We start from the raw sequence: 25,496 nt of genomic DNA, 5'->3' as shown, positions 1-25,496 counted from the left end.
CGATGAGCACACAGATGCGTTTGCATCAGTTTCCGCCGCTGCGCAAAGCCTGGCAGCGCGTGGAAGAGAGTGGCGAACCGGCCGATGCCGCCACGCTGCAGCAGCAGCTGATGGACGGTTTTCAGCAGGGCATCAGCGACGGTTTCGCCCAGGGACTGGAGCAGGGCAAAAGCCAGGGCTATCAGGAAGGGGTGGAGCAGGGGCGCAGCGCGGGCCAGCAGCAGGGATTCGACGCCGGTAAGCAGCAGGCGCGCGAACATTTTCTCGCGGCGGCAGCACCGCTGGATGCGCTGAGCGCGCAGCTGCAGCAGCAGCTGGATGAGCACGAGCAGCGCCGCAAGAGCGAGCTGCTGGCGCTGGTTGAGAAGGTGACGCGTCAGGTGATCCGCGTGGAACTGGCGTTGCAGCCGTCTCAGTTGCTGGCGCTGGTGGATGAAGCGCTGAGTACGCTGCCGGAGCTGCCAAAACAGCTGCGCGTGCTGATGAATGCCGAAGAGTTCAGCCGCATCAAAGAGCTGGAGCCGGAGAAGGTACAGAGCTGGGGCCTGTGCGCCGACAGCGAGCTGGAGCCCGGCGAGTGCCGCATTGTCACCGACGCCAGCGAGATGGATATCGGCTGTAACCAGCGCCTGAGCCAGTGCATGAGCGTGCTGCAGGAGAATCTGTAGGGCTGGAGCGGTTTGCTGCCCTCACCCTAACCCTCTCCCACGGGGAGAGGGGATAACCCGCTCTGGGGTGAGGGCTGGTGCGGTTTGCTGCCCTCACCCTAACCCTCTCCCGCGGGGAGAGAGGATAAACCCGCTCCGGGGCGAGGGGAAGCACGCACCCGACAGCTCCCTCTCCCGCCTGCGGGAGAGGGTTGGGGTGAGGGGCAGCGCGCATCATCCTCAAAACCAACCATAACGGTGGAGTCACATGACACAGTCCTTCAACAATCTGCTGCAGTCGCTCGACAACATCCCGCTGGCGCGCGTCGCCGGACGGCTGGTGCGCGTCAACGGCATCCTGCTGGAAAGCGTGGGCTGCCCGCTGGCGGTCGGGCAGCGCTGCAGCATTGAACAGGCCGACGGCACGCTGCTCGCCGCGCAGGTGGTGGGCTTTGATCGTGACGTCACCTGGCTGATGCCATTTAAAAGCCCGGAAGGACTGATGGCCGGTGCGCGGGTGTTTCCACTGGAAAAACAGAGTGATATCCACGTCGGTGCCAGCTGGTTGGGGCGCGTAGTCAACGGCCTCGGCGAGCCGATCGACGGCAAAGGCCGGCTCGGCGGTGAAGCGGTGCTGCCGGCACAGCCGGTGCAGATCCATCCGCTGACGCGCAAAGCGGTGGCGGAACCGCTCGACGTTGGCGTCAATGCCATCAACGGCCTGCTGACGATAGGCAAAGGCCAGCGCGTCGGGCTGATGGCCGGTTCCGGCGTCGGTAAAAGCGTGCTGCTCGGCATGATCACCCGCAGCACCAATGCGCAGGTGGTGATCGTCGGGCTGATCGGTGAACGCGGACGCGAAGTGAAAGAGTTTATCGATCACTCCCTCGGCGCGGCCGGCATGGCGAAATCGATTGTGGTCGCTGCACCCGCCGATGAATCACCGCTGATGCGCATCAAAGCCACCGAACTGTGCCACACGCTGGCGGCGTGGTATCGCGACGCCGGCTACGACGTGCTGCTGCTGGTGGACTCGCTGACGCGTTACGCCATGGCGCAGCGCGAAATTGCGTTGTCGCTCGGCGAGCCGCCCGCTACCAAAGGCTATCCGCCGTCCGCGTTCGGCATCATTCCAAAGCTGGTGGAGAGCGCCGGCAACAGCGATTCCAGCGGCAGCATGACCGCTATCTATACCGTGCTGGCCGAGGGCGATGACCAGCAGGATCCGATTGTGGACTGCGCGCGCGCGGTGCTTGACGGCCATATTGTGCTGACGCGCCAGCTGGCGGAGTCCGGGCACTATCCGGCCATCGATATCGGCCAGAGCATCAGCCGCTGCATGAGCCAGGTGACCGGCAAAGCACACCAGCAGGCGGCGCGCACCCTGAAGCAGCTGTACGCCGAATATATGGCGATCAAACCGCTGCTGCCGCTGGGCGGCTACGTTGCGGGCGTCGATGCGCAGGCGGATCGGGCGGTGCGCCTGCAGCCAGCCATAACCAGTTTTCTGTGTCAGACGGTCGACCAACCGGCCAGCCTGGCGCAATCCATTGATGACTTACTGGCGCTGAGCCAGGCATAGGTAACCGTATGATCAGAAAAAAGAAGATGATCGGTACTTTATCGCAGCTGCATACGTTGCGTGAGCGCAAAGTGACCGATCTCAGCGGCCAGCTGGCGCAGCAAAAACAACTGGTGCAGCGCTATCACGAAAATATCGAGTCGCTCAGCCAGCTGACGGCGGGCGAAGCGGTGGACGTGCGTAACGCCGTGCATCTGGTGAACCGCGCCACTTACAAAGCGCACATTCAGCGCGTGATTGACTGGCAGAACCAGGCGGTGGTGATTGCTGAAAAACAGCAGGAGACGATCCAGGGCGAGCTGATTACGCATGCCTGCCAGGAAAAAACCGTGGCGCTGATGCGCAGCCAGCAGCAGCAGGAGCTGGCGCTGGCGCTGGCGCGCGAGCAGCAGAAACTGACCGATGCCCAGGCCATGCAGTGCTGGGTGCGCAACCGGAGAATGGCATGAACAACACTCTGTTCTCGCAGCTGATGGCGCGCCGTCAGCAGCCGGCCAGCGGCGAACTGCCGTTTGTCAGTGTGGTTACGCCCACCTGGAACCGGCGCGCATTTCTGCCTTATCTGCTGTACATGTTTCAGTATCAGGATTATCCGGCGGATCGCCGCGAACTGGTGATCCTCGACGATTCAGCCGAAAGCAACGCTGAGCTGATCGCCACGCTGACGCGCTATGCACCGCATCCGGAGCTGATTCGTTATTACCACCAGAGCGAACGCCTGCCGATCGGCGCCAAGCGCAACCGGCTGAACGAGCTGGCGCGCGGCGAGTATATCGTCTGCATGGACGATGATGATTTTTATCGCAGCGACAAGCTGAGCTACACCATCGCAGAGATGCGGCGCCACAATGCGCTTTTTGCCGCCTGTAACATTCTGCCGGTGTGGTACAGCCACGTGAACCGCATCTTTACCACCGCCGCCCAGAGCCCGCGCCACGTGCTGAATGGCACCTTCGCCTATCACCGTAACTTTCTGAAAAAACACCGTTATGACGATCGCGTCACGCTGGGCGAAGAGCTGAGCTTTACCAACGATTATACCGCGCCGGTGCTGTTGCTTGATCCGTGGCGCTCGATTCTCTGCGTCTCGCACAGCAATAACACCTTCGACAAAGATTTTGTGCTGGGCAGCAGTGAGATGCAGCGCACCCCGCTGAGCGAAGTGGTGAAAGATGCGTTTATCTACAAGTTCTATCAGCGCCTGCATCAGGCACCGCTGACGCAGCAGCCGGACTGGGGCTTTTTCCATCGCGTGGTGCTGTTACAGCATGCGGACGCGGGTGATGGCCTGCTGCAGCGGCTGCAACAGGCCGGTCTGCCAGCGGCCCTGATTGTCATCGTGCCGGTGACGGAAAGCGATGCGCGATTAACCCATCTGGCGCTGACGCAGCGCGCCCAGCGCGAAGGCTGGCCGAACTATCTGCTGCTCGACAGCCGCCTCGAATGGGTGCGCCAGGAGCGGGTAATTGTCGGGCTGAACCGCCTGCTGCGCGCGCTGCGCCAGATTCCGTGGGATGGCTTTCACCTTGCGGCTGAAATTGAAGCCGGCAAGCCGCTGGAACAGCTGCCGGGCGTGGCTGCCGCAGTGGTGCAGTCGTTGCCGCATCTCGCCTGCTGCGTCAACCAGCAGGCTTACGCCCCGCTCATTGAACGATTACAGGATCAGCTGGCGCAGGCCGGCTATCTCAATACAGCCGATCTGCGCTGGTTTGCGTTATACCCCAGTATGTTCTTCCTCAGTGAGGATGAAACGGGGCAAGCCTGTACCGCGCGCTTTTTCCGCAAATTAGGTACCGTGCCGCGCGCCGGTGCTCAGGAGCCTTTATGAACAGTGCCATGATGTATACCCCCGAATTTGTCGCGCAGCTGGATGCGCACCCCTGGGCCTGCCAGTGTGCCGGCTGCCACGGCGAGAAACCGCTGCAGCAGCTGCGCTGGCGTGAAGAGCAGCGCGTCAGCGCCCCGCTGCAGTGCGACAGCGCCGCCGCCGCGATTTTATGCCTGAACGAGGCGTTTGCGCTGCAGCATGCTGCCGTGGCTCCGCTGGAGGCACCGGCGCTGTGTCCGCGTCTGCAGGCCCTCAATCAGCAAACCATTTTCCTGCTGCTCAATGACGAAGTACCGCTGGCGGAACGCCTGTACGCGGTGGGGGTGCTGCTGAGCAAATGTCAGAAGCTGCAGGAGGTTGACGCTATTCAGCAGGTGGGCGATGAGCTGCAGGCGCTGACCCACAGCGGCCTGATGCGGGAAGCCTTTGCCGCACTGCCGGCTATCGATGCTTATCCGCTGGCGGCCCTGCGTCAGCTGGGACATATTGAGCTGGATGCCAGCCTCGATCCGCTGACCGGTATGACGCTGGTGATGAAGCTGAATGAGCTGGCGGCGCTGAGCGATGACTATCTGTTACCGCTGCTCAACGAACTGCGTGACGATGCGCAGGTACAGGCATTTATGCAGCAGCACGCGGAGAAATGGCGCAACTATGTGCTGTGGTACGCTTATCACAGCATGTTCCCGGGCACGGACGTGGCGCAGTGGGAGAACCAGTTTTTACAGCTGAGCCAGCGCGTGTTTGGCATCAGCGTGATTGTCGGGCTGCTGCAGATAGAGCAGTGTGAACTGGATGACAACACGCTGGCGGCGCTGTTTGCCGCGTGGGAGCGTCAGCCGCTGCCGGCGCTGAGCGACGACAATGCGTTGCTGATCGGGCTGTCGCTGCTGAAGTGAGGCTGCGGGACAGCGGGATTGTTATTAAGGTATTTTGCGCGATCTCACTTCGGGCACCTGCGTCATCGGCAGCGTGCCCGTTTTTTGTTGTGACCTCTGCCAGGTTGCTGACATCGCAAAGCCGGTTTCCATATAGAAACCGACCTGCAAAGTTTTCATGGTTTATCTCTGATAGAGGAAATCGTGCGCGGGCTGGCCGGTGAGGGTGTTCAGCGTCTCCTGCTGCATGGCCAGCAGCACGCCGTTGCGATCGTTCATCTGCTGGCAGGTCAGCGCGCTCAGCTCCAGCGTGCGCCACCAGCTTTCGGCCTGCTGCGCCAGCGTGGCGGGCAGGTACGGCAGCAGCTGATTGACGCCGCGGCTGTCGGAGGAGAGCTTCAGCGCCTGCAGGGTTTCACTGCGGCGCTGCGCGGAGTCGTGCAGCTGCTGATAGATGTGCAGCAGCTGGTCATTGACCGACTGCAGATGGCCGGCATCGCAGGCGATCATCGCTTCACGCTGCTGCTTCAGCAGGTGGGTCAGCGCATCGTAGTGCTGCGTGTCCTGTTTGATATCACGCAGCAGGGATTTAACCCGTTCCGCGGTGCTGGTCATGAGCGGTAATAGTCCATCATGGCCTGCGCCAGCGTCTCGGTATCCACCTGCAGACGGCCCGCTTTGAGCGCGTCCTGCATGGCGCTGACAAAGGTGCTGTCCACGTCCGGCATCTCACGCAGCTGCTGGCTGGCCACCTGCAGCGGGCTTTGTGCGGCCTGCTCGCTGCGATTTGCCGTGCGACCAGTAGTTTGCGCCTGCGGCGCGTCGTTCAGCGATGTGGTGACGGCTTGGTTGACTGGCGTCACACCAGTCTCGGTACGGGTGATCTTCATTGTCTTGTTTCTCAGGGTCGATAACGGCATACCTCAGCACAACGACACTGCCTGGCGGAAACTTAAATTCCGCCGTCAGGGATTTCCCGGCGCCACCAGCATACGCACCACGCCGATATCGTCGACGCGCGCGGTCACTACGCGCTGGCTTTGCAGGTTACGCACCTTGATCATGTCGCCCTTGCGCCCTTTCTTTAAGGCTTCGCCCATCATCTTCGCCTGCACGCCATCCTGCTCGGCAATCATCAGCACCTGCTGGCCGCGCTCCACCAGTACCGGCTGGTCGAGATGGCTGGGTGCAATCGGCTGTAGTTCACGCACGCGCTTCTTCAGGGTGTAGCCGAGGGCTTCATCCGGATTGCTGATAAAGCCGTCGCGCAGGCCTGCGATATTGCGCTTCTTCACTTCCACATCGCTCGCCGCCAGCTGTTTACCGCGTTCCAGGGTGGTTTTCGCCACCAGAATCGGCAGATACACATCCGGTTTGACGGTGACCGCCAGCTCCCAGCCGTTGCTGTCTTCACAGCGAATGTCGTAACGCAGCCGCGCCAGATCCAGCCGGTCGCCGGCCGGCAGCGCCGAGGTTAACGGTTTGGTGCAGCGCGCCAGGCGGCTCACTTCGGTGGGAATAAAGACGTTGAGTTTGCTGCTGAAATCTTTCCAGCCTTTCTGCCGGGCGAGACGCTGGATGTCTGCCGTGGCGTTAGCCACCGCCTGGTTATACACCTGTTTGCGCGCGGTTTGCGCATCGGGAATGGCAAACGTCGCAGCAGAAAAAAGCAGCAGGCTAAGCGGAATCAGGCGGAAAAATGACTTCCCGCTATCACGCAATGTGTTCATGTAAACCTCATTAAATCAATGATTTAAAAGTTGGCACGCTGTTTGCTTGAGAGCGTGTGAATGACAACTTTTGAGGAACACACCGTGGGGATAAGTTTTGACAAAGCGCTGGGGGTTCATCCCGCCGCCTTACAGCTTCGACTTTCGCGAGCAGAGCTGTTAACGGCCAACCTGGCAAATGTGGATACCCCGAATTACCAGGCTAAAGATATTGATTTCGCCGCTGAGATGCAACGTTCCCTGCAAAAAAGTTCGTTCACTTCTTCACCAGAGATTCAGTATCGCGTGCCGTATCAGCCAGCGTCCGATGGCAACACCGTGGCGCTGGACGTTGAGCAGGCCGAGTTCTCGAAAAACTCGCTGGATTACCAGACCAGCCTGCAATTCCTCAGCAGCAAGTTTATTGGCCTGAAGCAGGCCATTGAAGGGAAATAACCGTGTCCTTTAACGATATCTATCGCGTTTCGGGTTCCGCCATGACGGCGCAAACCGTCCGCCTGAACACCATCGCCAGTAACCTGGCGAACGCCGAATCACCGGCGGCCAGCGAAGCGGCAACCTATAAAGCGCGCCGTCCGGTTTTCGCCGCCATTTACCAGAACAGCCAGCTGATGGATGCGCCCGCGATGGCCGGTGCGCGCGTGCAGGTGCTGGATGTGGTGGAAACCGGCAGTGCGGTGCGCCGCTATGAGCCGGGCAATCCGCTGGCGAACGCCCAGGGCCATGTCTTCTATCCCGACATCAACACGGTGGAAGAGATGGCCGACATGATGTCCGCCTCGCGCAACTTTGAAACCAATGTGGAAGTGCTGAACAGCGTGAAAAGCATGCAGCAGAGCCTGCTGCGTCTGGGAGAAGGCTAAGTATGAGCGTCAACAACGTTAACAACAACGGCAGCAACGGCAACAACGATCTGCAGGGGCCGCAGGCCAACGGCGGCACCAGCAATATGTTCCTGACGCTGCTGGTGGCGCAAATCCAGAACCAGGATCCCACCAACCCGACCGACAGCGCGGACTACATTAACCAGCTGTCGATGATGTCGCAGATGGAGTCGATGCAGACCCTGACCGACACCATGACCGGCGTCTATTACATGGGCGAAAACCTGCAAATGCTGGCGATGTCGAACCTCGTCGGCCAGCAGGTGTTCGTCAACAGCGACAAAGTGCAGCTCGACGGCAAGCCGATCGATGGCCGTCTGCACCTCGAGCATCCGGCGGAAAACGTCACGCTGCACGTGAAAGACAGCGCCGGCAAAGAGGTGAAGATCCCGCTCGGTAAACAGTCGCAGGGCGATGTGCCGTTCACCATTGATCCGGAAGCGCTGGGCCTCGCCGACGGCGAATACACCCTGAGCGTGGTCACCGACGTCGGCGAAACCGAAATCCCGATTGAGATCGCCGGCACCGTCAACAGCGTGCGCTTCGATCCGAAAACCGGCGCGCCGCTGCTGAATATCCCCGGCCTTGGCGAAGTCGCTTACAACACCATCCGCCAGTTTGGCAGCCGCAACAGCGGCGACCAGCAGCAGAACCTGTTCTCTGGCGTGAACCCATCACGTCTTTTCTCCTGAGGAATTTTTCATGAGTTTTAACATTGCCACCTCTGGCCTCAACGCCGTGACCAAACAGCTCGGCACCATCAGTAACAACATCGCCAACGGCGGCACCGTCGGCTATAAATCGATGCGCGCCGAGTTCGCCTCGCTGTATGCCAGCGGTCAGCCGCTGGGCGTTGGCGTCAGCAGCATTTCCCAGAGCATCAGCCAGAACGGCGGTATCTCCGGCACCGGCCGCGGTCTCGACCTGGCGATCGCCGGGAACGGCTTCTTTATGACCAAAGACAGCAGCGGCAACATCAGCTACACCCGCGCCGGTTATTCGCAGATCGACAGCCAGGGCTATCTGACCAACAACCTCGGCAAGCGCCTGCAGGGCTATCCGGTGGATGCGAACGGCCAGCTGCAGACCGGGGTGATCAGCGATCTGCAGATCAATTCCGGCAGCATTCCGGCCAAAGCCACCGACGAGATGAACTTTGTCGGCAACCTGAACGCCAACAGCAAAACGCCTGCCACCGCGCCGTTTAATAAAGACGACAGCACCAGCTACAACAACACCTACAGCAGCAAAATTTATGACTCGCTGGGCCGTGAGCACACGCTGGAGCAGTACTTCGTGAAAACCGGCGATAACCAGTGGGAAGCGCACTATTTCGTTGACGGCCAGCCTGCTACCCCGGCCAGCCAGCAGCTGGAGTTCAGCACCAACGGCGTGCTGACCAGCCCGACCGGTGCGGTCGATGTGTCTGCCACCATTCCCGGCGCCGACGCGCTGACTATCGGCCTCGACTACACCGGCACCAGCCAGTACGGCTCAGAGTTCAACGTCTCGCGCAACAGCCCGAACGGCTACGCCGCCGGTGAGAAGAACGGCGAACAGATTGACGATGACGGCAAGATTTACGCCACCTACAGCAACGGCGAGCGTCTGCTGCAGGGCCAGCTGGTACTGGCGGGCTTCACCAATCCTAACGGCCTGACCTCCGAAGACGGCACCGCGTGGACCGCTAACAATCAGTCCGGTCAGCCGATTCTCGGCACGCCGAAAAGCGGCCTCAACGGCAGCATCAAATCCAACGCGCTGGAAGATTCCAACGTCGATATGACGGCGGAGCTGGTCGGGCTGATGAACGCGCAGCGTAACTATCAGGCCAACACCAAAGTCATCTCGACCAATGATTCGATGATGAACGCTCTGTTCCAGGCGCTGTAACCATGGATCGCCTGATATATACCGCCGTCAGCGGCGCGAACCGCAGCCTGACGCAGCAGATGATCCACGCCAACAACCTGGCGAACGCCAATACCGAAGGCTTCCGTGCCGATCTGGAGCGCGCCAGCACCCAGGCGATTACCGGTGGCGGCTACGACAGCCGTCATCAGGTGCGCAGCGAAAACGGCGGCATCAACATGGCGCACGGTGCGCTGCAGGAGACCGGGCGCGAGCTGGATGTCGGCATCAAAGGCGACGGCCTGATCGCCGTACGGGAAGGGCGGCGCGAGCTGTATACCCGCAACGGCCATATCGATATCGACGACATGGGCAACCTCTCCATCGGCGGCAAGCCGCTGCTGGGCGATGACGGCCCGATTCAGCTGCCGCCGTTTTCTCAGGTAGCGATTGGCGACGACGGCACCATCACGGTGATTCCGGAAGATGGCAACGTGGCGGCGGCGATGGACGTGGCGCGCATCAAGTTGGTGGACATTCCTGCCGCGCAGCTGCGCAAAAACAACGATGGCTGGCTGAGCGCTAACCGTCTGGTGGCACCGCGCAGCGAAGCAGTGCAGCTGGCGCATGAGCATCTGGAAACCAGCAACGTGTCGGCGGTGAATGAGATGGTGCAAACCGTGTCGCTCAGCCGCCAGTTCGAAGCGCAGATCAAAATGATGAAAGCCGCAGAAACCCTCGTGCAGGCAGGCAATCGCCTGATCCGCGGCAGCTAACAGGAAGCAAAAACATGAATCCGGCTCTTTGGGTCAGTAAAACCGGTCTGGCGGCGCAGGACGCCAAAATGACCACCATCTCCAACAACCTGGCGAACGTGAATACCACCGGTTTCAAGCGCGATCGCGTGGTGTTTGAGGATCTGTTCTACCAGACGCAGCGCGCGCCGGGTACGCAGCTTGATCAGAACAACATGACGCCTACCGGCGTGCAGTTCGGCAGCGGCGTGAAGATCCTTGGCACGCAGAAGCAGTTCACGCAGGGATCGATCAGCAACACCCAGCAGGAGCTGGACGTGGCGATCACCGGGCAGGGCTTTTTCCAGGTGGAAACCACCGATGGCGATATCGCCTATACCCGCTCCGGCAACCTGAAAATCAGCCCGGACGGCGTGCTGACCAACGCGCAGGGCCTGCCGCTGATCCCGCAGATTGAGCTGCCGGAAGGCACCAAAAATCTCACCATCGGCAAAGACGGCACCGTCAGCGCCACGGTGGGCGGCGAAGAGGAACCGGTTGAGCTGGGCCAGATCACCCTGGTGAACTTCGTCAATCCAGCCGGCCTTGATGCGCTGGGCGGCAACCTGTATCGCGAAACCGCCGCCAGCGGCGAAGCGGTCGAAGGCGTACCGGGCGAAGAGGCGTTCGGCCAGCTGGAACAGGGTTCGCTGGAGGGCTCCAATGTGCAGGTGGTGGAAGAGATGGTTGACATGATCACCGTGCAGCGCGCCTACGAGATGAACGCCAAAATGGTGTCGGCGGCGGACGACATGCTGAAGTTTGTCACCCAGCAGATGTAATTTTCCGGGCGGAAGTCTGACTTCCGCCCGCTGAGCAAGGCCATAACAACAATGAAACTGACAGAAAAACTCACCCGCGGCCTGCTGCTGGCCGCCGCACTGCTGCTGACCGGCTGTGAAAGCCCGGCGCTGCTGGTGCAAAAAGATGACGCCGCCTTTGCGCCGCCGGAGGAGCTGATGCAGCCGGATGCGCGCGTCAGCGGCGGCGGGCTGTACAACAGCCAGTATCAGTGGTCGCTGATGCAGGATCGCCGCGCCTATCGCGTCGGTGACATCCTCACCGTGCGGCTCGACGAATCGACCCAGTCCAGCAAGCAGGCGCGCACCAACTTCGGTAAGAAAAACGATGTTGAGCTCGGCATCTCGTCGGCCATGGGCAAAACCTATGACCAGCTGAGCGGTTCGCTGGAGGGCAAACGCAACTTTAATGGCAACGCCTCTTCAGCGCAGCAGAACATGCTGCGCGGCTCGATCTCGGTGGCGGTGCACAAGGTGCTGCCAAACGGCGTGCTGGTGATCCGTGGCGAGAAGTGGCTGACGCTCAACCAGGGCGATGAGTACATGCGCGTCACCGGGCTGGTGCGCGCCGACGATATCGAACGCGATAACAGCATCTCCTCGCAGCGCATCGCCAATGCGCGCATCTCCTACGCCGGGCGCGGCGCGCTCAGTGATGCCAATGCAGCGGGCTGGCTCACGCGTTTCTTCAACCATCCGCTGTTCCCGATTTAAGGTGAAGATGATGATCAGAATGACACTCCGTTATTTGCTGCCGCTGTGTGTGGCCGCCGGTCTGATGGCCGCTAATCACGCCAAAGCGCAGCCGCTCGGCGCGCTGGTCGATGTGCAGGGCGTGCGCGGCAACCAGCTGGTGGGTTACAGCCTGGTGGTCGGCCTGGATGGCACCGGCGATCGCAGCCAGGTGAAGTTTACCGGCCAGTCGCTGGGCAACATGCTGCGCCAGTTCGGCGTGCAGATGCCGGGCAAAATGGACCCGAAAGTGAAAAACGTGGCCGCCGTGGCGCTCAGTGCGACGCTGCCGCCGATGTACGCGCGCGGTCAGACTATCGACGTCACCGTGTCGTCGATTGGTGATGCCAAAAGCCTGCGCGGTGGCACGCTGCTGCTGACCCAGCTGCGCGGTGCCGACGGCGAAGTGTACGCGCTGGCGCAGGGCAACGTGGTGGTCGGCGGCGTCAAAGCCGAAGGCGATAGCGGCTCCAGCATCACCGTCAACACGCCAACCGTGGGCCGCATTCCCGGCGGGGCTTCCGTTGAGCGTGAAGTACCGAGCGATTTTCAGGACAACAGCGATGTGATGCTTAACCTGAAGCGTCCGAGCTTCAAAACCGCCAATAACATCGCGGTCGCGCTCAATCAGGCGTTCGGCGCCGGTACCGCCGTGGCAAAAAGCGCCACCAACGTATCGGTGAACGCACCGCGCGACGCATCAGCCCGCGTGGCGTTTATGTCGATGCTGGAAGAGGTGCAGATCGATGCCGGCAAACAGCCGCCGCGCGTGGTGTTTAATGCCCGCACCGGCACCATTGTGCTGGGCGAGGGCATTGTGGTGCGTGCTGCGGCGGTGGCGCACGGCAACCTGACGGTGACCATTACTGAGCGTCCGCAGGTCAGCCAGCCCGGCCCGTTCAGCAACGGCCAGACGGCGGTGACGCCCGACAGCGACATCAATGTCGATCGCGGGCGCGGTCAGATGGTGACCATTCCGGCCGGCACCAGCCTGCGCAGCATCGTCAATACCATTAACAGCCTCGGTGCCGCACCGGATGACACCATGGCGATTTTACAGGCGCTGCACGAAGCGGGCGCGCTGGATGCTGAACTGGTGGTGATCTGATCATGATTGACCGTATCGCGACGCCGTTCACGCCAATAGCCGCTGACATCACCGGCAGCGTCAAACCCAACAATCTGGAGCAGGCCGCCGAGCAGTTTGAGGCGATGTTTCTGCGCACCCTGCTGAGCGAGATGCGCAAAGGCACCGATGCGTTTGCTGGCGAGGACGGCATGTTCAGCAGCCGGGAAGCGCGGCACATGCGCGATTTTTACGACGATGCGCTGGCGCAGGAGCTGGCCAGCCAGCGCAGCACCGGCATCGCCAATATCCTGATTAAGCAGCTGTCACCGAAAGGCGCTTAATAAACGCGGCGCATTTGTCGCTCTGCCTGAGCAGAACCGTGGAGAGCATGAGGAAACCATGAGCATTATTAATATCGGCTACAGCGGCGCCAACGCGGCACGTATTGGCATGAACGTCACCGCGCTGAACATTGCCAACGCCGCCACCGCCGGGTACAGCCGCCAGCGCATTGAGCAGCAGGCGATTGGCCCGATGGGCAACCAGCGCCTGTTCAGCGGCAACGGCGTCGAAGTCACTAACATTCGCCGGATGGCCGATCAGTTCCGCATCGGCCAGGTGTGGCGCGCCAACACCCAGACCAGCTATTTCGATCAGGGACAGGTGTATCTGGGCGCGCTGGAGAGCCTGCTGGGCACCGAAACCAGCGGCATCGGCGACGGCCTGGATAACTTCTTCAAATCGCTGAGCGGCGCCAGCGAGAAGCCGGACAACCAGGCGATGCGCCAGGACGTGCTGACCGAAGCGCGCGCGCTGGCCACCCGCTTTAACAATATTCAGTCGTTCCTGCAGAAGCAGCGCAGCGACAGCCAGCTGCAGCAGCGCAACCTCACCGCATCGATTAACAGCGTCAGCGGTAACATCGCCGAATACAACAAAAAGATCCGTGAAACCGAAGCCATCGGCGGAGATACCAGCGTGCTGCGCGATCAGCGTGACGAGCTGGTGCGCGAACTGAGCGGCTACGTCGATGTACGCGTGCAGGAAAATGATAAGGGCGAATACAGCCTGATGCTGCCTTCCGGTCAGCCGCTGGTGAGCGGCAGCGACGTCGGGCAGCTGTCGATGGAGATGGACGCGAACGGTCAGCCGTTCCTGCAGCTGAGCTTTGCCGGCAGCCGTTATCAGGTGGACATGGCGACCGGCGGCCAGTTTGGCGCGCTGCATGATTATCAGGTCAACACCCTGAACGGCATCGAGCAGAGCGTGCTCGGCATGGCGGAGTCGCTGGCTAACGCGTTTAACGATCAGCTGGGCAAAGGTTTTGATCTCAAAGGTAATCCCGGTAAAGCGCTGTTTGATTTCGATCCGGCTAACCCGAACGGCATGCTGCAGGTTAACGATCTGGCGTGGGATGAACTGGCGTTCTCCGGCGACGCCAGCGCCACCGGCGACAATAAAAACCTGCTGGCGCTGATTGGCATTAAAAATCAGACCTTCAACATTCCCGGCATCGGCGATGCCACGCTGGACAGCGCCAGCGCCTCGCTGATCAGCACCGTCGGCATTAAGAGCCGCCAGAATCAGACCGAGCTGACCGCCGCCGCCGCGCTGCTGGAAGACGCCGTGACCCAGCGCGATAACTACAGCGCGGTGGATTACGACGAAGAGTACGTCAGCCTGACCAACTACACCCAGGCGTATCAGGCCAACATGAAGGTGATCGCCACCGGCGACCAGATCTTCAGCGATCTGCTGGCGCTGTTCTGAGGAAAATACCATGCGAGTGAATAGTTTAAGTTTCTCCAGCACCATGCTGCACAATCTGGGACGCAACAGCAGCAAGCTTAATAAGCTGATGACGCAGATCAACGAGCAGAAGCGGGTGATCAATCCGTCTGACGATCCGATCGCCAGTACCCAGATCGCGCAGATTCGCCGCGAACAGGCAGCGATCGGTCAGTATCAGCGTAATATCGAACGTTTAGGCCACAGCCTGTCACAGCAGGAGACGCTGGTGGATTCCGCCAGTCAGCAGCTGCTCAACATGCTGGATAAAGTGCGCGAAGCCAACAACAGCAGCCACAGCGCCGTGGATATGGGCGGGTTTGCCAGCGAGCTGGGCGCCATGAAAGATATGCTGGTTGAGCTGATGAACAGCCGCGACGAGAGCGGACGCTTTCTGTTTGCCGGCACCAAAACCAATCAGCAGCCGATGGTGCGCGACGCCACCAGCGGCGAGTGGACCTTTGCCGGTAACCACGAAAGCAACAGCACACCGATTGGTCATGGCGTACTGATGAAATCCAACACCGATCTGGCCGCAGCGTTTGGCAACGATATGCAGATGGTGAATCAGCTGGAAGCGCTGCTGAGCAAAATGAGCGATGCAACGCAGTCGCCGGAAAGTTACGCCGATGAGATGTCCGCGATGATCGACACGCTGCAGGGCACGTCCGACCGCGTTGCCAGCCTCTTTACCGATCTCGGCGGCCGTCAGAACAACCTGACGCTGATGGATGAAGCACATCTGGATAACAAAACCATTCATGATGAAGTCGCCGGCCAGCTGCAGGGACTGGATATGGCCAGCGCGCTGCTGGAGCTTAATCGCTACACCACGGCATCGCAGTCGTCTTACAAGACGTATAACCAGATCGCCACGCTTTCGCTGTTCAACCTGAGGTAATGCCATGATGCAGGTGGAGAATCGTCTGTCGGCCGGGTTACAGCCTGGCGCGCTCAGCAGCACCCCGCTGAAAGCGCAGACGCCGGTCAGCAGCGTGGCGAACAGCAACACACGCCACAATGCCAGCTTTCCTGACGCCCCGCTGATTTCCGCCCAGCCGCTGCGCTACAACGTGCAGCTTAATCAGCAGCTGACGCGCGTGCAGCAGGCGGATCACTTCCTGCAGGCTACCGAAAGCCAGCTGCTGAAGGTGAGCCACGCGCTGAGCCGGCGCGGCGATCGGCAGCAGGCGCTGGCGCAGACCAGTGCGCTGCAGTCGTTGCTGGCGCAGCGCCAGACGTTATCCGGCGGTAGCGTCAATCGCCAGCTGCAGGTGACGCTGGAAGGCAAATCGCAGGTGAATTTTCAGCTGCGCGACGGGCAGGCGCTGCTCAGCAATCCGCAGCCGGAAGTGCTGACTTTTTCGCTGGCCGGATCGCAGCGGGAAATCAGCGCGGCGGCGATTGCTGCCGACAGCACGCCGCAGCAGACGCTGATCAGCCTGAATCAGGCGCTGGGCAAGTGGGGCATTCACGGCCGGCTGGATGCACAGCGCGACGTGCAGTTTCAGGTGGATGAGCAGCAGTGGTCGCGCGTCAATCAGCATCTCAGCGTACAGGGCGGCGGCGAACGCTATCCGCACAGCCAGTTTTTCCCGGTAAAACCGCAGGCGGAAAACGCGCTGGAGGATGAGGTGGCGCGCGTACTGGCCAATCCGGGCCAGCTCGACTCGCTGCAGCCGGTGCTGGACAGCACGCTGGAGCAGCTAACGCGTCAGCGCAAACAGCTGGTGCGCACCAAAGCGCTGGTGCAACAGCGGGTAGACAGCATGGCGAACCTGAGTTCCGCGCAGGCGCATCTGAGTGCGCAGGATGTGGCGCAGCAAATGGGGAGCAGGGATTATCGCGGGCTGGCGGACGCGCTGGGCGCGCAGGCTAATGTGCCGCGCGCCACGGTGAAGAACGTGCTGGGCGCGCAGGCGCTGCTGCGCGGCTGAGGTTAGTTTTCCTGATTAATGATCAGCCCGGACGGCGTAACCAGCATGTGATTGCCTTCAAAGGTCACGCTATTAAAGGTTACGCCGTTGTGGGCCATAAAGTTAAACACGCTCTGTACCAGCGGATGCCCTTTACTGACGTGAAACATCATCGGCTGATAGCTGTAGAGCTGGCCGGCGCGGGTATCCGCCTGGTGCGTCAGCCGTACTTTAGCCATAAACTGGCTGTCATTTTCGCTGGTGAGCGTCATCAGCACGCTATCCGGCTGCACGGCGAAAAACGGGTAGTAAAGCTCCTGATGACCGTTTTCCAGATCGTAATAGCCCAGCTCCACGCCGTTGCCGTTAAAGCTATCGTCAAATACCTGATGGCTGAACGTCGGCAGCCAGCCGCGCAGCGCGGCAACGCCCAGCAATAGCAGCGTCAGCACCAGCAGACTAAGGGTTGCAAGTCGCCATTTCATGCAGCTTTCTCTCCGTTTCCACCCGCACCAGCTCACGCAGCGCGTCCGGTTTTTCCCGGCCGTTAAAAATGTTCATCGCCAGCTGGTGACGCGCGCAGGCGCTTTTCAGATACAGCGTCAGGTTGATGTTGGTGCCAGACGCAGAGTAATAAACATCCATCGTCACCTGCTGCTGCTGCAGCGGCGCGTTAAGGGCGCGCAGCGCAGGGCCGATCAACTGGACCATATTCAGCTGGTTGGTCGACGCGTCGCGCGGCGTATTGGACAGCCTGAGCAGTCGCACCTGGCTGACATTCTCCAGCGGCACGGTGTCGAAACGCGCTGGCTGCTGCCCGGCGCTGCGCCACACTATTGCCGCCACGGCAAGCAACACCACCAGCATCAGACAAAACGCCAGCATGCCGCGCTCGCGCTTTTTATTGCTGGCCGGCAGATAGCCGGTGTCCGCTGGTGGTGCTGCCTGTGGCAGCGGCGCCTCCGCGGGGGCGCTGTCGGTCATGGACGGCACTGGCAGCGGAGGCGGATTAAAACTTAGCGCGGCGTCGCCGCTTTCCAGCCATGTTTCATCCTCTTCATCCGTCACGCGGCGCTGAAACTGACAATATTCGGCTTCGAGGATGTAACCTTTTTTCGGCACGGTTTTGATGATGCGCTGTTGCTTACCATCATCTTCCAGCGCCACGCGCAGCGCGTGAATCGCATTCGGCAGGCTGTTGTTGCCAATCACCCGCCGCTCCCACACCAGCTGGTTCAGCTCTTCGCGCGATAAAATCTGTCCGGCATGCTGAATCAGCACCACCAGCAATTTCAGCTGATACTCGCCCAACCGGCGCTGTTCGCCACTCTCCTGATGTATTAAAGAGGCACTGGAAATATCGAGCAGCCAGTGGTTGATAATACAGTTCGACGTCATCGTAAGCGGTTATCCCGTCCAGCGGCTGTTAGCCTGTTATCGCCTCACCCTCAGCGTTGAAAACGCATAGTTAGACGAATAATTTATTCTGAAGCAAGACTAGTCTCAAAAAACTTTGATTTCAATACGGCTGTGAATGGCAAAAAGCGTCATTAGTTGTTTAAAAAATACCAGGCTGGCGTTCTGAATAATGGGCTGGAATCCGAAAAGCAGGCGCTTATTAAGTGTTTATTTAACCTGTTTTTATCTATTTTCATTTAAATCAATGCTTTGAGAATTTTAACCCGAATGGGTTAAACGTTTAATTTCGATCTATTGACGGCCGCTGTTATTTTCTCTTCATTTTCTGATGACGCCATAAATAAACCTTTGTTGCGTTAAAATTTAAAAAAAGCCGTTTAAGAGCCCCGAATAACGTGCCGTTTTCTCCTGATACTTGTAACGGAATCCCCCTGATTCCTTTTTGGAGATAAAACTCATGTTAACTATGTTTACCAACTCAGCAGCCATGTCCTCTACCAACTCCATGAACCGTGCAAACTCTGCACTGTCCACGGCAATGCAGCGTCTGGGTACCGGCAAACGCATCAACTCCGCTGCAGACGACGCAGCTGGCCTGCAGATCGCTACCCGCCTCGACGGTCAGTCACGCGGTATGAGCGTAGCAAAAGACAACATCGCAAAAGCCACCGCGATGATGCAGACCGCTGAAGGTGCTTTCGACGAAGTGAACAACATCCTGTTCCGTATGAAAGATCTGGCCACTCAGGCGGCGGATGACACCAACAACGCCGATGACCGTACTGCGCTGCAGTCAGAGTTCGATGCACTGAACTCTGAACTGGACAACATCATGGCAAACACCTCTTACGGTACAGAAAAACTGCTGACCGGTGGTTCTGGCGCAGCAGCAGGTAAGCTGACCAAACAGCTGCAGTTCCAGATCGGTGCGTCTAAAGACGAAACCCTGAAAGTTGACCTGAGCGCGGGCCTGAGCGGCGTGACGGGTGCACTGACTGCGCTGACTGGCGCAAGCGGCATCGCTGCCAGCGCATCTGGCGCGAACGCCATGCTGGATAAAGTGACCACCGCCCTGAACGCTGTCGGCAGCATTCGTTCCGATCTGGGTGCCAACATCAACCGTCTGGGCCACACCGCGGCGAACCTCGCCAACATGAAAGACAACACCGACCTCAACCTCGGCACCATCCGTGATGCGGACTTTGCGGCGGAAAGCTCAAAAATGAGCCGTCAGAACATGCTGATGCAGAGCAGCCAGGCGATGCTGAAGCAGGCAAACGGCATGGGTCAGATGGTTCTGGGCATGCTGGGCTAAGTCTCTGCCATTGATAAAACACCGCTCGCGTAGCGGTGTTTTTGTTTCCGCCTGCGCCACACCGGTTTCCGCCGCAGCGGAAAGAAAATTTCCCACTTTTTTAGTTCATCTTATTGATTTTAATGAAAATTAAAAACTGGCACGCCAATTGCTATTAGATGAGTCATTCCCAGGAGGAAAAGTATGAATATAGGTATGGAACCGTCTCAATGGGCGGAAATTTTAGCCACCGACAGCATTGCCGCGCTGCAGTCGCGCCTGCAATCCCAGCAGAAGAAAGTTGACGCTGAGCAGACGGCGCTGACGGCGCTGAAGACCGCGCTGACCGAATTTCGTACTGCGCTGAAAGGGTTTGGCACTAACGGCAATCTGGTGAAAAACAGCGCGAATGCCAACGTTGAGGGATACGTCAACCTGAAAGCCAGCGCCAGCGCCAGCAAGGGCCTGTATGAAGTGCAGGTACTGGAAACTGCCGGCGCGCAACAGCAGTCATTCGACAAGTTGACCGACGAGATGGTGAAAGAGGCCAGCGGCCCCCTGACTATCAACGTCGGCGGCAAAGACATCATCGTCGAGATGGACAAGGTGAGCAGCATGGCGGAGCTGCGCGATGCCATCAACAAACACCCGGATAATTCTGGCGTCACCGCCTCGCTGATGAAGGTCAACGGCGAGACCCGTCTGCTGATGGGCAGTGAAAAAACCGGCGTGAAGAACGCCTTTAAAATCGAAACCGGTGCTATCACCGGCGATGCCTTTAAAAACGCCCTTGATAATCCCAGCAAGATCTCCGAAGCGCGCGATGCAAAGATCAGGCTCGGCGGTATGGAAGTCAGCAGCGCCACCAACACCTTTAAAGATGTGATCCCTGGCGTGGAGATCAACGTGGTGCAGAAAACCGATCCGACGCGTCCGCTGATCATCAGCGTTGAGAACGATGAGGCCGGCACCAAAGAGCAGGCGCAGAAGTTTGTCGATGCCTATAACGCGCTGCAAAGCAAACTCGACGAACTGACCAAAAGCGGCGGCGAGAAAGATAAGCGTGGTGCGCTGGCGGGCGACTCCGGCCTGCGCGTGCTGGAACAGCAGATGACCTCGCTGCTGCGTAAAAGCGTGGGTGGCAAAAAGCTGCTCGACTTCGGCATCACCACCGACAAAGAAGGCAAGCTGCAGCTCGACAGCGAGAAATTTGAGGAAGCGGTGCGCGATAACCCGTCAGCGCTGGATGCCCTGTTTGGCGGCAGCGACGGCATGGTGAAGCAGATGGATAAAGGCCTCGACAGCTTCCTCAGCACCAGCAGCGGTTCGATTAAAGCCCGTCAGGATTCCCTCGATCGCCGCAGCTCACAGCTCACCGCCAAAACCGACCAGATGCAGCGTCGCTACGACACCAACTACGCGCGTTACCTGAAAGAGTTCACGCGTGCGCAGACCGCCATGTCGCAAATGCAGGACACCATGTCGAGTTTCTTCGGTTAATAAGGTTAAAACATGTACGGTAATTCTTCAGACATTCACGGCTACAACGATGCGGATCTGGCGATCCGCACCGCTGCCGCCTCGCCGCATCAGCTGGTGCTGATGCTGTTTACCGGCTTGCAGGATGAGCTGGTACGGGCCAAAGGCCACATCGAAGCGCGCCGCTTTGAACGCAAGGCCAGCAGCATTTCTAAAAGCATCGATATCCTCAATGCGCTGACCAGCGCGCTTGACTATGAGCGCGGCGGTGAACTGGCGCTGCGCCTCGCGGCCCTTTACGACTACTGCGTTTATCGCCTGTATGACGCCAGCCACAATTTGTCCGTGGCGCAGATTGAAGAGGTCGAGAGCGTGCTGGCCACGCTGCGTGAAGGCTGGGAGGGCATGCAGCCATGACCCAGCAGCAGATTGTGGCGCTCGGCGATGCGCTGGAACAGGCGGCACATGACGATAACTGGCCGCAGGTCACGCAGATCGACAAACAGATCAATGCGCTGTTGCAGGATCTGCGCGATCGCAGCCTGAACGCGGCGACGCTGGCCCAGCTGAAACAGCTGCAGCAGCGCCATCTGCGCGTGGCCGATCAGTGCCGCACGCGCCTCGATCAGCTGCGCCACAAACTGCAGCAACACCAATCCCAGCGCGAAGGTTTACAGGCCTACGAACTGTTCAGCGATGAGACAGGAGGTGCGGAATGATTCCTGCACTGCCGGTTTCCACCCTGCCGCAGACGGCAGAGACGCTAACGCCGCCCGCCGCCGCGCTGCCGCTGCCGGGAAGCGCGCCGCTGCTGCCGGCATTCATGCTGGGAGGCAGCGTGACGCCGCCTGCGAGCGCGACGCCTGCCAGCGAAGCGCCTGCCGTGGAAGAGATGGCCGATCCGCAACAGCTGCTGCAGCTGCTGCTCGATCCGTCACTCGCGGCACCGATCGCCACACCACCGGCGCAGCCGCTGCCAGGCACCGCGCCATCGGCAGCACCCGCTTTCCAGCCCGGCCTCGCCGCCACTGCCGCGTTAGCGCCCGCCGCGCAGAGTGTGCCGTCCGCGCCACCAGCGCTGACCAATCCGCGGCTGATGCGCAACAGCGCAAGCCCCGTCACGCCGGCGCAGCCGTTCAAACTGCGTACGCCGCAGGATGCGCGCGCTGCCAGCCAGCAGATTGTGGCGCTGATGCAGGCGCATCCGGAGGAGACACTGGCGAAAGCGCTGCCGCAGCAGCATCCGATGCAGGCGCTGTCGCTGGTACAGGGCCAGCAGCCAGCCACGCCGGGCAGCGTGAAACAGCCACCGTTAGTGTTACCGGAGCAGCCGGAAGCGCGTGCCGCGACGCTGCGTGACGCGCTCGGCGAGCGTTTACAGCTGCAGGTTGAGCAGCGCAGCCAGAAAGCCACCATCCGTCTCGATCCGCCCAACCTCGGCAAGCTGGATATCTCGCTGCACTACGAGGGCGGCAAGCTGCAGGTGCAGATCCAGGCGGCGCAGCCGGATGTGTATCGCGCGCTACAGCAGGTGAGCCAGGAGTTGCGCGGCGCGCTGAGCGAGCACAACCAGGTGGCGGTTAACGTACAGATTTCGCAGCAGCAGCAGCAGGGCGAACAGCGCCATGCGCCGCGTCAGTCGCCGTCGCAGGAGACGGTGCTGGCCAATAACAGTTTTGAAGAAGTGACGGGAGAACAACGTCACCACGACCTTTCCATACTGACAACGGTATAACTTTATGAAAACTAAAAATATGGCTATCGGCCTGGTGATGGTGGTATTCGGCTCCGTGCTGACCGCTGCGCTGGTTGTAGTCGGCACTCAGTTAATCAAACCCGCCAGCGAGGATGCCAGCGCGCCGCTTTCCCTGTTCGCCAGAAAGGAGAAAGCGCCGGAGGTGCACTATCTGGAAGTGAAAAATCAGGTCATCACGCTGAAGGGCAACACCGCGAAAGAGCGCTATCTGCTGCTGGATCTCGCGTATGTCGCCAACAGTGCAGTGGAGCTGAAAGCCACCGAAGAAAACCTGCCGAAGCTGAAAAGTGTGCTGGTGTCGATGTTCTCCGGCATGGAGTACGACGCCGTGCGCACCATGTCGGTCGACGACATTCATATGCAGATGATGACGCGCTACGAAGGGGCCTTTGGTAAAAACCAGCCGTTTTCCGACGTGATGATCTCGAAAATGGTCTTCCAGTAAGGGGCTGTCATGAGCGTATTCAACGAAGTGACCGAACTGACGCCGCAGGAAGAGAGCCGCTATCTGCAGCAGTGGCTGCCGCTGGTGAAACGCGTGGTGCGCCAGCTGGCGACCCAGGCGGATGCGGTGATGGATCGCGAGGATCTGGAGCAGATTGCGCTGATGGGGCTGCTGGAGTCGCTGCGTCGCTACGGCCATCCGGATGAAAACTTTGCCGGTTACGCACTGCAGCGCGTGCGCGGCGCGGTGCTGGACCAGCTGCGTCTGCACGACTGGCGTCCGCGTCGTCTGCGGCAGAAAACCCACAAAATCAACGATGCGGTGCGCGAACTGACGCGGCGTCTCGGTCATGAACCGAGCGAAGAGGAGATTCGTCAGCATCTGAAGCTCAGCCATGAAGAGGTGCAGGAGTATCTGCTGCTGGAGTCGGCGAGCGCCATGGAGAGCTTTGACGAACTGCTGTCAGGCGACGGGTTAGGCAGCGCCATGAGCGGCCGCGCGCTGGAAGAGGAAGTGACTATTCAGCGCACGCTGAAGCGCGCGCTGGCGTCGCTGAGCGAACGCGAGCAGCTGATTCTCAGCCTCTACTATCAGCACGAAATGAGCCTGAAAGAGATCGCTCAGGTGCTGGCGCTGACCGAAGCGCGCGTCTGCCAGATCAATAAAAAGATCGCGGAAAAAATTAAACAATTCTTCGGATAAATATCATGCAGAAACTGATAGGAATTTTAGTGGTGCTGGGCAGCGTGGTGGGCGGCTATCTCGCCTCCGGTGGCCTGCTGAGCGCCTTCTGGCAGCCGGGCGAGCTGGTGATCATTCTCGGTGCCGGCGCTGGCGCCATGGTGATTGGTAACTCGAAAAGCGTGCTGAAAGAGATGTGGGCACAGGTGCGCGGCGCGATGAAGAAAAACACCTACACCGCTGAGTTTCAGCAGCAGCTGCTGATGCTGCTGTTCGAACTGCTGGAGCTGGTGCAGGACGGCGGCCTGAAGGCGCTCGATGCGCACATTGAAGTGCCGGAGAACAGCGATCTGTTCCAGAAATACCCGCTGATCCTTGCCGATCGTACCTTCGTCGCCTTTATTTCCGACAACTTCCGCCTGATGGCGATGGGCAAGATCAACGAACACGAGCTGGAAGGCATTCTTGAGTCCGAGCTGCAGGCGGTGGAAGAGGATCTGCTCAAGCCGTCGCGCTCGCTGCAGCGTACCGCCGAAGCGATGCCGGGCTTTGGCATCTGTGCGGCGGTGCTTGGCATCATCATCACCATGCAGTCGATTGATGGCTCGATCGCCATGATCGGCGTGAAAGTGGCGGCGGCGCTGGTCGGGACTTTCCTCGGCGTGTTCTTCTGCTACTGCCTGCTCGATCCGCTGGCTAACGCCATGGAACAGAACATGAAGAAACGCCTGGCGGTGCTGGAGTGTATCCGTACCGTGCTGGTGAACCAGGTGGCCGGTAAGCCGACGCTGCTGGCGGTGGATGCCGGACGTAAAATGCTGCCGCTGGATACCAAACCGACCTTCGCCACGCTGGACGGCTGGGTGAATCAGCTGACTGAAGGTGCCTGATGAAAGCCGGTCAGCATCACACCACCATCATTAAACGCGGCGGCAGGAAAGCGCATCACGGGGCTCACGGCGGCGCATGGAAGGTGGCCTTTGCCGACTTCACGCTGGCGATGATGGCGCTGTTTATGGTGCTGTGGATCATGGGCGCCGTCACCGAAGACGAGCGTAAGGAGATTGTCGCGCAGCTCAACGGCACCTCGGTGTTTAACGGTTCCGGCTTTAATCCGTTCGATGTCGAAACCGGACGCGGCTCCGCCATCATTGGTGAAACGCTGGCGATTGCGCCGCCGACCGAGGGCGCCACCGTCAGTGACACCAGTGCGGAAAACAGCGACAACAACAGTAACGCCAGCCAGCCGCAGGAAGATCTGGACAGCGTGCTGTCGCGCTCCGACGCCGAGCTGGCGCAGCTGCGTCAGCAGATCCAGAGCATCATCAACAGCTATCACGCCCAGAACCTGCTGACGCTGGAAACCCTGCCGCAGGGGCTGCGTATCCTGATTCAGGATGACCAGGATCGCATGATGTTCCCGCGCGGCAGCGCGGTGCTGACACCGTTTTACCAGCGCCTGCTGACTGAACTCGGTCCGGTGTTTAACCGCATCGACAACAAAATCATGATCAGCGGCCACACCGACGCCGCGCAGTACAGCGGCAACGCGGCGTACAACAACTGGAATCTCTCCGGTGACCGTGCGCTGGCGGCGCGGCGCGCGCTGGAGCGCGGCGGGCTGGAAAGCACGCGCGTGCTGCAGGTGAATGCCATGTCATCCCGTATGCCGCTGGACAAAGCCGATCCGCTCAGCGCACGTAACCGCCGCATTGAAATCATGGTGCTCACCGAGGCGGCAGCCGAGACGCTGTTTCAGTTTTATGGTCGCGAAGGGGAGAACGTGGTGAAACCCATCGCTGACCGCCTGCGATAACCTGTCAGTGCCTTTGAATCAACTGTTGATTCTACCGGTGGCGAAATCCACCGGTTTTTTTTGCCTGTTTTTTGCTGCGGCAGACGCCGGGTAAACGAGGCGCGCCA

At 59.9% G+C, this 25,496-nt stretch carries 32 protein-coding genes; 26 read left to right on the top strand and 6 right to left on the bottom strand.

Annotated elements, in window-relative coordinates:
• The first annotated feature begins 2 nt into the window (after positions 1 to 2).
• From fliH to F3J41_RS12460, 5 genes are all read left to right on the top strand, one after another.
• Entirely contained in the window at positions 3 to 668 is a 666-nt protein-coding gene (fliH, locus tag F3J41_RS12480; protein WP_166711338.1) for a flagellar assembly protein FliH, read from the top strand.
• A 247-nt stretch (positions 669 to 915) separates the two neighbouring features.
• Entirely contained in the window at positions 916 to 2,229 is a 1,314-nt protein-coding gene (gene fliI, locus F3J41_RS12475) for a flagellar protein export ATPase FliI (RefSeq protein WP_166711336.1), read from the top strand.
• 26 nt (positions 2,230 to 2,255) lie between these two features.
• Positions 2,256 to 2,678 (top strand): flagellar FliJ family protein, encoded by a 423-nt coding sequence (locus tag F3J41_RS12470; protein WP_166711334.1) that lies wholly within the window; start codon positions 2,256 to 2,258, stop codon positions 2,676 to 2,678.
• Positions 2,675 to 4,057, top strand: coding sequence for a glycosyltransferase family 2 protein (locus tag F3J41_RS12465; protein ID WP_211075193.1), 1,383 nt, complete (start codon positions 2,675 to 2,677; stop codon positions 4,055 to 4,057). The genes F3J41_RS12470 and F3J41_RS12465 overlap by 4 nt, the downstream gene beginning before the upstream one ends.
• The gene (locus F3J41_RS12460) at positions 4,054 to 4,956 is read left to right on the top strand and encodes a hypothetical protein (RefSeq protein ID WP_166711332.1); all 903 of its coding nucleotides are present in this window, start codon (positions 4,054 to 4,056) and stop codon (positions 4,954 to 4,956) included. The genes F3J41_RS12465 and F3J41_RS12460 overlap by 4 nt, the downstream gene beginning before the upstream one ends.
• Positions 4,957 to 4,980: 24 nt before the next feature.
• On the opposite strand, the gene F3J41_RS23555 is transcribed toward F3J41_RS12460, so the two are convergent.
• From F3J41_RS23555 to flgA, 4 genes are all read right to left on the bottom strand, one after another.
• Positions 4,981 to 5,115: a hypothetical protein gene (locus F3J41_RS23555; protein WP_256378121.1), complete on the bottom strand. Its 135-nt coding sequence runs from the start codon at positions 5,113 to 5,115 to the stop codon at positions 4,981 to 4,983.
• Positions 5,116 to 5,118: 3 nt separating this feature from the next.
• On the bottom strand, positions 5,119 to 5,550 hold the full coding sequence (locus F3J41_RS12455; RefSeq protein ID WP_166711330.1) for a flagellar protein FlgN: 432 nt from the start codon (positions 5,548 to 5,550) through the stop codon (positions 5,119 to 5,121).
• A complete protein-coding gene (flgM, locus tag F3J41_RS12450) occupies positions 5,547 to 5,825 on the bottom strand; it encodes a flagellar biosynthesis anti-sigma factor FlgM (protein ID WP_166711328.1) in 279 nt (92 codons plus the stop codon). The genes F3J41_RS12455 and flgM overlap by 4 nt, the downstream gene beginning before the upstream one ends.
• 75 nt (positions 5,826 to 5,900) lie before the next feature.
• Positions 5,901 to 6,665 carry a flagellar basal body P-ring formation chaperone FlgA gene (flgA, locus tag F3J41_RS12445; RefSeq protein WP_166711326.1) on the bottom strand — a complete coding sequence of 255 codons (765 nt, stop codon included), beginning with the start codon at positions 6,663 to 6,665 and terminating at the stop codon, positions 5,901 to 5,903.
• Between the two features lie 84 nt (positions 6,666 to 6,749).
• Between flgA and F3J41_RS12440 the strand changes: the two genes are divergently transcribed.
• Genes F3J41_RS12440 through F3J41_RS12385 form a run of 12 tightly spaced genes read left to right on the top strand, consistent with a single transcriptional unit; the run spans position 6,750 to position 16,520 of the window.
• Entirely contained in the window at positions 6,750 to 7,100 is a 351-nt protein-coding gene (locus tag F3J41_RS12440; protein ID WP_166711487.1) for a flagellar basal body protein, read from the top strand.
• A 2-nt stretch (positions 7,101 to 7,102) separates the two neighbouring features.
• Positions 7,103 to 7,528 (top strand): flagellar basal body rod protein FlgC, encoded by a 426-nt coding sequence (gene flgC / locus F3J41_RS12435; RefSeq protein ID WP_166711324.1) that lies wholly within the window; start codon positions 7,103 to 7,105, stop codon positions 7,526 to 7,528.
• A 2-nt stretch (positions 7,529 to 7,530) separates the two neighbouring features.
• Positions 7,531 to 8,241, top strand: a complete 711-nt coding sequence (locus F3J41_RS12430; protein ID WP_166711322.1) for a flagellar hook capping FlgD N-terminal domain-containing protein — start codon at positions 7,531 to 7,533, stop codon at positions 8,239 to 8,241.
• Between the two features lie 10 nt (positions 8,242 to 8,251).
• On the top strand, positions 8,252 to 9,442 hold the full coding sequence (gene flgE / locus F3J41_RS12425; protein WP_166711320.1) for a flagellar hook protein FlgE: 1,191 nt from the start codon (positions 8,252 to 8,254) through the stop codon (positions 9,440 to 9,442).
• 2 nt (positions 9,443 to 9,444) lie between these two features.
• On the top strand, positions 9,445 to 10,176 hold the full coding sequence (locus tag F3J41_RS12420; RefSeq protein WP_166711318.1) for a flagellar basal body rod protein FlgF: 732 nt from the start codon (positions 9,445 to 9,447) through the stop codon (positions 10,174 to 10,176).
• A gap of 14 nt (positions 10,177 to 10,190) precedes the next feature.
• Positions 10,191 to 10,976: a flagellar basal-body rod protein FlgG gene (gene flgG / locus F3J41_RS12415; protein ID WP_166711316.1), complete on the top strand. Its 786-nt coding sequence runs from the start codon at positions 10,191 to 10,193 to the stop codon at positions 10,974 to 10,976.
• 51 nt (positions 10,977 to 11,027) lie between these two features.
• Complete coding sequence (gene flgH / locus F3J41_RS12410) at positions 11,028 to 11,708, top strand: flagellar basal body L-ring protein FlgH (protein ID WP_166711314.1); 681 nt, start codon at positions 11,028 to 11,030, stop codon at positions 11,706 to 11,708.
• A 19-nt stretch (positions 11,709 to 11,727) separates the two neighbouring features.
• Positions 11,728 to 12,834, top strand: a complete 1,107-nt coding sequence (locus tag F3J41_RS12405) for a flagellar basal body P-ring protein FlgI (RefSeq protein ID WP_168714912.1) — start codon at positions 11,728 to 11,730, stop codon at positions 12,832 to 12,834.
• Between the two features lie 2 nt (positions 12,835 to 12,836).
• Positions 12,837 to 13,136: a rod-binding protein gene (locus F3J41_RS12400; RefSeq protein ID WP_166711312.1), complete on the top strand. Its 300-nt coding sequence runs from the start codon at positions 12,837 to 12,839 to the stop codon at positions 13,134 to 13,136.
• Positions 13,137 to 13,194: 58 nt separating this feature from the next.
• Positions 13,195 to 14,565 carry a flagellar hook-associated protein FlgK gene (gene flgK, locus F3J41_RS12395; RefSeq protein ID WP_166711310.1) on the top strand — a complete coding sequence of 457 codons (1,371 nt, stop codon included), beginning with the start codon at positions 13,195 to 13,197 and terminating at the stop codon, positions 14,563 to 14,565.
• A 10-nt stretch (positions 14,566 to 14,575) separates the two neighbouring features.
• Positions 14,576 to 15,484 (top strand): flagellar hook-associated protein FlgL, encoded by a 909-nt coding sequence (gene flgL / locus F3J41_RS12390; RefSeq protein WP_166711308.1) that lies wholly within the window; start codon positions 14,576 to 14,578, stop codon positions 15,482 to 15,484.
• A gap of 4 nt (positions 15,485 to 15,488) precedes the next feature.
• On the top strand, positions 15,489 to 16,520 hold the full coding sequence (locus F3J41_RS12385; RefSeq protein ID WP_166711306.1) for a hypothetical protein: 1,032 nt from the start codon (positions 15,489 to 15,491) through the stop codon (positions 16,518 to 16,520).
• Between the two features lie 2 nt (positions 16,521 to 16,522).
• Here the strand turns inward: F3J41_RS12385 and F3J41_RS12380 are convergent, their stop codons facing one another.
• Both F3J41_RS12380 and F3J41_RS12375 read right to left on the bottom strand, forming a co-directional pair.
• Positions 16,523 to 16,984 (bottom strand): hypothetical protein, encoded by a 462-nt coding sequence (locus F3J41_RS12380; RefSeq protein WP_166711304.1) that lies wholly within the window; start codon positions 16,982 to 16,984, stop codon positions 16,523 to 16,525.
• A complete protein-coding gene (locus F3J41_RS12375) occupies positions 16,959 to 17,897 on the bottom strand; it encodes a transcriptional regulator (RefSeq protein ID WP_166711302.1) in 939 nt (312 codons plus the stop codon). Before F3J41_RS12375 ends, F3J41_RS12380 begins: the two co-directional genes overlap by 26 nt.
• A gap of 478 nt (positions 17,898 to 18,375) precedes the next feature.
• Between F3J41_RS12375 and F3J41_RS12370 the strand changes: the two genes are divergently transcribed.
• The 9 genes from F3J41_RS12370 (at position 18,376) to lafU (ending at position 25,389) form a co-directional block, all read left to right on the top strand.
• Entirely contained in the window at positions 18,376 to 19,233 is an 858-nt protein-coding gene (locus tag F3J41_RS12370; protein WP_168714911.1) for a flagellin, read from the top strand.
• A gap of 183 nt (positions 19,234 to 19,416) precedes the next feature.
• The gene (gene fliD / locus F3J41_RS12365; RefSeq protein WP_166711300.1) at positions 19,417 to 20,712 is read left to right on the top strand and encodes a flagellar filament capping protein FliD; all 1,296 of its coding nucleotides are present in this window, start codon (positions 19,417 to 19,419) and stop codon (positions 20,710 to 20,712) included.
• A 12-nt stretch (positions 20,713 to 20,724) separates the two neighbouring features.
• Complete coding sequence (gene fliS / locus F3J41_RS12360) at positions 20,725 to 21,108, top strand: flagellar export chaperone FliS (protein ID WP_166711298.1); 384 nt, start codon at positions 20,725 to 20,727, stop codon at positions 21,106 to 21,108.
• Positions 21,105 to 21,410 (top strand): hypothetical protein, encoded by a 306-nt coding sequence (locus tag F3J41_RS12355; RefSeq protein WP_166711296.1) that lies wholly within the window; start codon positions 21,105 to 21,107, stop codon positions 21,408 to 21,410. Before fliS ends, F3J41_RS12355 begins: the two co-directional genes overlap by 4 nt.
• Positions 21,407 to 22,426, top strand: coding sequence for a flagellar hook-length control protein FliK (locus F3J41_RS23290; RefSeq protein WP_247656283.1), 1,020 nt, complete (start codon positions 21,407 to 21,409; stop codon positions 22,424 to 22,426). Before F3J41_RS12355 ends, F3J41_RS23290 begins: the two co-directional genes overlap by 4 nt.
• A 4-nt stretch (positions 22,427 to 22,430) precedes the next feature.
• Complete coding sequence (locus F3J41_RS12345; protein ID WP_166711294.1) at positions 22,431 to 22,892, top strand: flagellar basal body-associated FliL family protein; 462 nt, start codon at positions 22,431 to 22,433, stop codon at positions 22,890 to 22,892.
• Between the two features lie 9 nt (positions 22,893 to 22,901).
• Positions 22,902 to 23,594, top strand: coding sequence for a FliA/WhiG family RNA polymerase sigma factor (locus F3J41_RS12340; protein ID WP_166711292.1), 693 nt, complete (start codon positions 22,902 to 22,904; stop codon positions 23,592 to 23,594).
• 5 nt (positions 23,595 to 23,599) lie between these two features.
• Positions 23,600 to 24,463: a flagellar motor stator protein MotA gene (gene motA, locus F3J41_RS12335; RefSeq protein ID WP_166711290.1), complete on the top strand. Its 864-nt coding sequence runs from the start codon at positions 23,600 to 23,602 to the stop codon at positions 24,461 to 24,463.
• Positions 24,463 to 25,389, top strand: coding sequence for a putative lateral flagellar export/assembly protein LafU (gene lafU / locus F3J41_RS12330; RefSeq protein WP_166711288.1), 927 nt, complete (start codon positions 24,463 to 24,465; stop codon positions 25,387 to 25,389). Before motA ends, lafU begins: the two co-directional genes overlap by 1 nt.
• The last annotated feature ends 107 nt before the right edge of the window (positions 25,390 to 25,496 follow it).

The organism is Pantoea sp. Ap-870 (assembly GCF_011752515.1).
Classification (GTDB): Bacteria; Pseudomonadota; Gammaproteobacteria; order Enterobacterales; family Enterobacteriaceae; genus Pantoea; species Pantoea dispersa.
This window is presented reverse-complemented; position numbering and strand designations above follow the sequence as displayed.

What these genes read in the sequence shown, in the direction of transcription:
- fliH (WP_166711338.1), top strand. Translation starts at nt 3, where the DNA reads ATGAGCACACAGATGCGTTTGCATCAGTTTCCGCCGCTGCGCAAAGCC.
- fliI (WP_166711336.1), top strand. Translation starts at nt 916, where the DNA reads ATGACACAGTCCTTCAACAATCTGCTGCAGTCGCTCGACAACATCCCG.
- F3J41_RS12470 (WP_166711334.1), top strand. Translation starts at nt 2,256, where the DNA reads ATGATCGGTACTTTATCGCAGCTGCATACGTTGCGTGAGCGCAAAGTG.
- F3J41_RS12465 (WP_211075193.1), top strand. Translation starts at nt 2,675, where the DNA reads ATGAACAACACTCTGTTCTCGCAGCTGATGGCGCGCCGTCAGCAGCCG.
- F3J41_RS12460 (WP_166711332.1), top strand. Translation starts at nt 4,054, where the DNA reads ATGAACAGTGCCATGATGTATACCCCCGAATTTGTCGCGCAGCTGGAT.
- F3J41_RS23555 (WP_256378121.1), bottom strand. Translation starts at nt 5,115, where the DNA reads ATGAAAACTTTGCAGGTCGGTTTCTATATGGAAACCGGCTTTGCGATG.
- F3J41_RS12455 (WP_166711330.1), bottom strand. Translation starts at nt 5,550, where the DNA reads ATGACCAGCACCGCGGAACGGGTTAAATCCCTGCTGCGTGATATCAAA.
- flgM (WP_166711328.1), bottom strand. Translation starts at nt 5,825, where the DNA reads ATGAAGATCACCCGTACCGAGACTGGTGTGACGCCAGTCAACCAAGCC.
- flgA (WP_166711326.1), bottom strand. Translation starts at nt 6,665, where the DNA reads ATGAACACATTGCGTGATAGCGGGAAGTCATTTTTCCGCCTGATTCCG.
- F3J41_RS12430 (WP_166711322.1), top strand. Translation starts at nt 7,531, where the DNA reads ATGAGCGTCAACAACGTTAACAACAACGGCAGCAACGGCAACAACGAT.
- flgE (WP_166711320.1), top strand. Translation starts at nt 8,252, where the DNA reads ATGAGTTTTAACATTGCCACCTCTGGCCTCAACGCCGTGACCAAACAG.
- F3J41_RS12420 (WP_166711318.1), top strand. Translation starts at nt 9,445, where the DNA reads ATGGATCGCCTGATATATACCGCCGTCAGCGGCGCGAACCGCAGCCTG.
- flgG (WP_166711316.1), top strand. Translation starts at nt 10,191, where the DNA reads ATGAATCCGGCTCTTTGGGTCAGTAAAACCGGTCTGGCGGCGCAGGAC.
- flgH (WP_166711314.1), top strand. Translation starts at nt 11,028, where the DNA reads ATGAAACTGACAGAAAAACTCACCCGCGGCCTGCTGCTGGCCGCCGCA.
- F3J41_RS12405 (WP_168714912.1), top strand. Translation starts at nt 11,728, where the DNA reads ATGACACTCCGTTATTTGCTGCCGCTGTGTGTGGCCGCCGGTCTGATG.
- F3J41_RS12400 (WP_166711312.1), top strand. Translation starts at nt 12,837, where the DNA reads ATGATTGACCGTATCGCGACGCCGTTCACGCCAATAGCCGCTGACATC.
- flgK (WP_166711310.1), top strand. Translation starts at nt 13,195, where the DNA reads ATGAGCATTATTAATATCGGCTACAGCGGCGCCAACGCGGCACGTATT.
- flgL (WP_166711308.1), top strand. Translation starts at nt 14,576, where the DNA reads ATGCGAGTGAATAGTTTAAGTTTCTCCAGCACCATGCTGCACAATCTG.
- F3J41_RS12385 (WP_166711306.1), top strand. Translation starts at nt 15,489, where the DNA reads ATGATGCAGGTGGAGAATCGTCTGTCGGCCGGGTTACAGCCTGGCGCG.
- F3J41_RS12380 (WP_166711304.1), bottom strand. Translation starts at nt 16,984, where the DNA reads ATGAAATGGCGACTTGCAACCCTTAGTCTGCTGGTGCTGACGCTGCTA.
- F3J41_RS12375 (WP_166711302.1), bottom strand. Translation starts at nt 17,897, where the DNA reads ATGACGTCGAACTGTATTATCAACCACTGGCTGCTCGATATTTCCAGT.
- F3J41_RS12370 (WP_168714911.1), top strand. Translation starts at nt 18,376, where the DNA reads ATGTTAACTATGTTTACCAACTCAGCAGCCATGTCCTCTACCAACTCC.
- fliD (WP_166711300.1), top strand. Translation starts at nt 19,417, where the DNA reads ATGAATATAGGTATGGAACCGTCTCAATGGGCGGAAATTTTAGCCACC.
- fliS (WP_166711298.1), top strand. Translation starts at nt 20,725, where the DNA reads ATGTACGGTAATTCTTCAGACATTCACGGCTACAACGATGCGGATCTG.
- F3J41_RS12355 (WP_166711296.1), top strand. Translation starts at nt 21,105, where the DNA reads ATGACCCAGCAGCAGATTGTGGCGCTCGGCGATGCGCTGGAACAGGCG.
- F3J41_RS23290 (WP_247656283.1), top strand. Translation starts at nt 21,407, where the DNA reads ATGATTCCTGCACTGCCGGTTTCCACCCTGCCGCAGACGGCAGAGACG.
- F3J41_RS12345 (WP_166711294.1), top strand. Translation starts at nt 22,431, where the DNA reads ATGAAAACTAAAAATATGGCTATCGGCCTGGTGATGGTGGTATTCGGC.
- F3J41_RS12340 (WP_166711292.1), top strand. Translation starts at nt 22,902, where the DNA reads ATGAGCGTATTCAACGAAGTGACCGAACTGACGCCGCAGGAAGAGAGC.
- motA (WP_166711290.1), top strand. Translation starts at nt 23,600, where the DNA reads ATGCAGAAACTGATAGGAATTTTAGTGGTGCTGGGCAGCGTGGTGGGC.
- lafU (WP_166711288.1), top strand. Translation starts at nt 24,463, where the DNA reads ATGAAAGCCGGTCAGCATCACACCACCATCATTAAACGCGGCGGCAGG.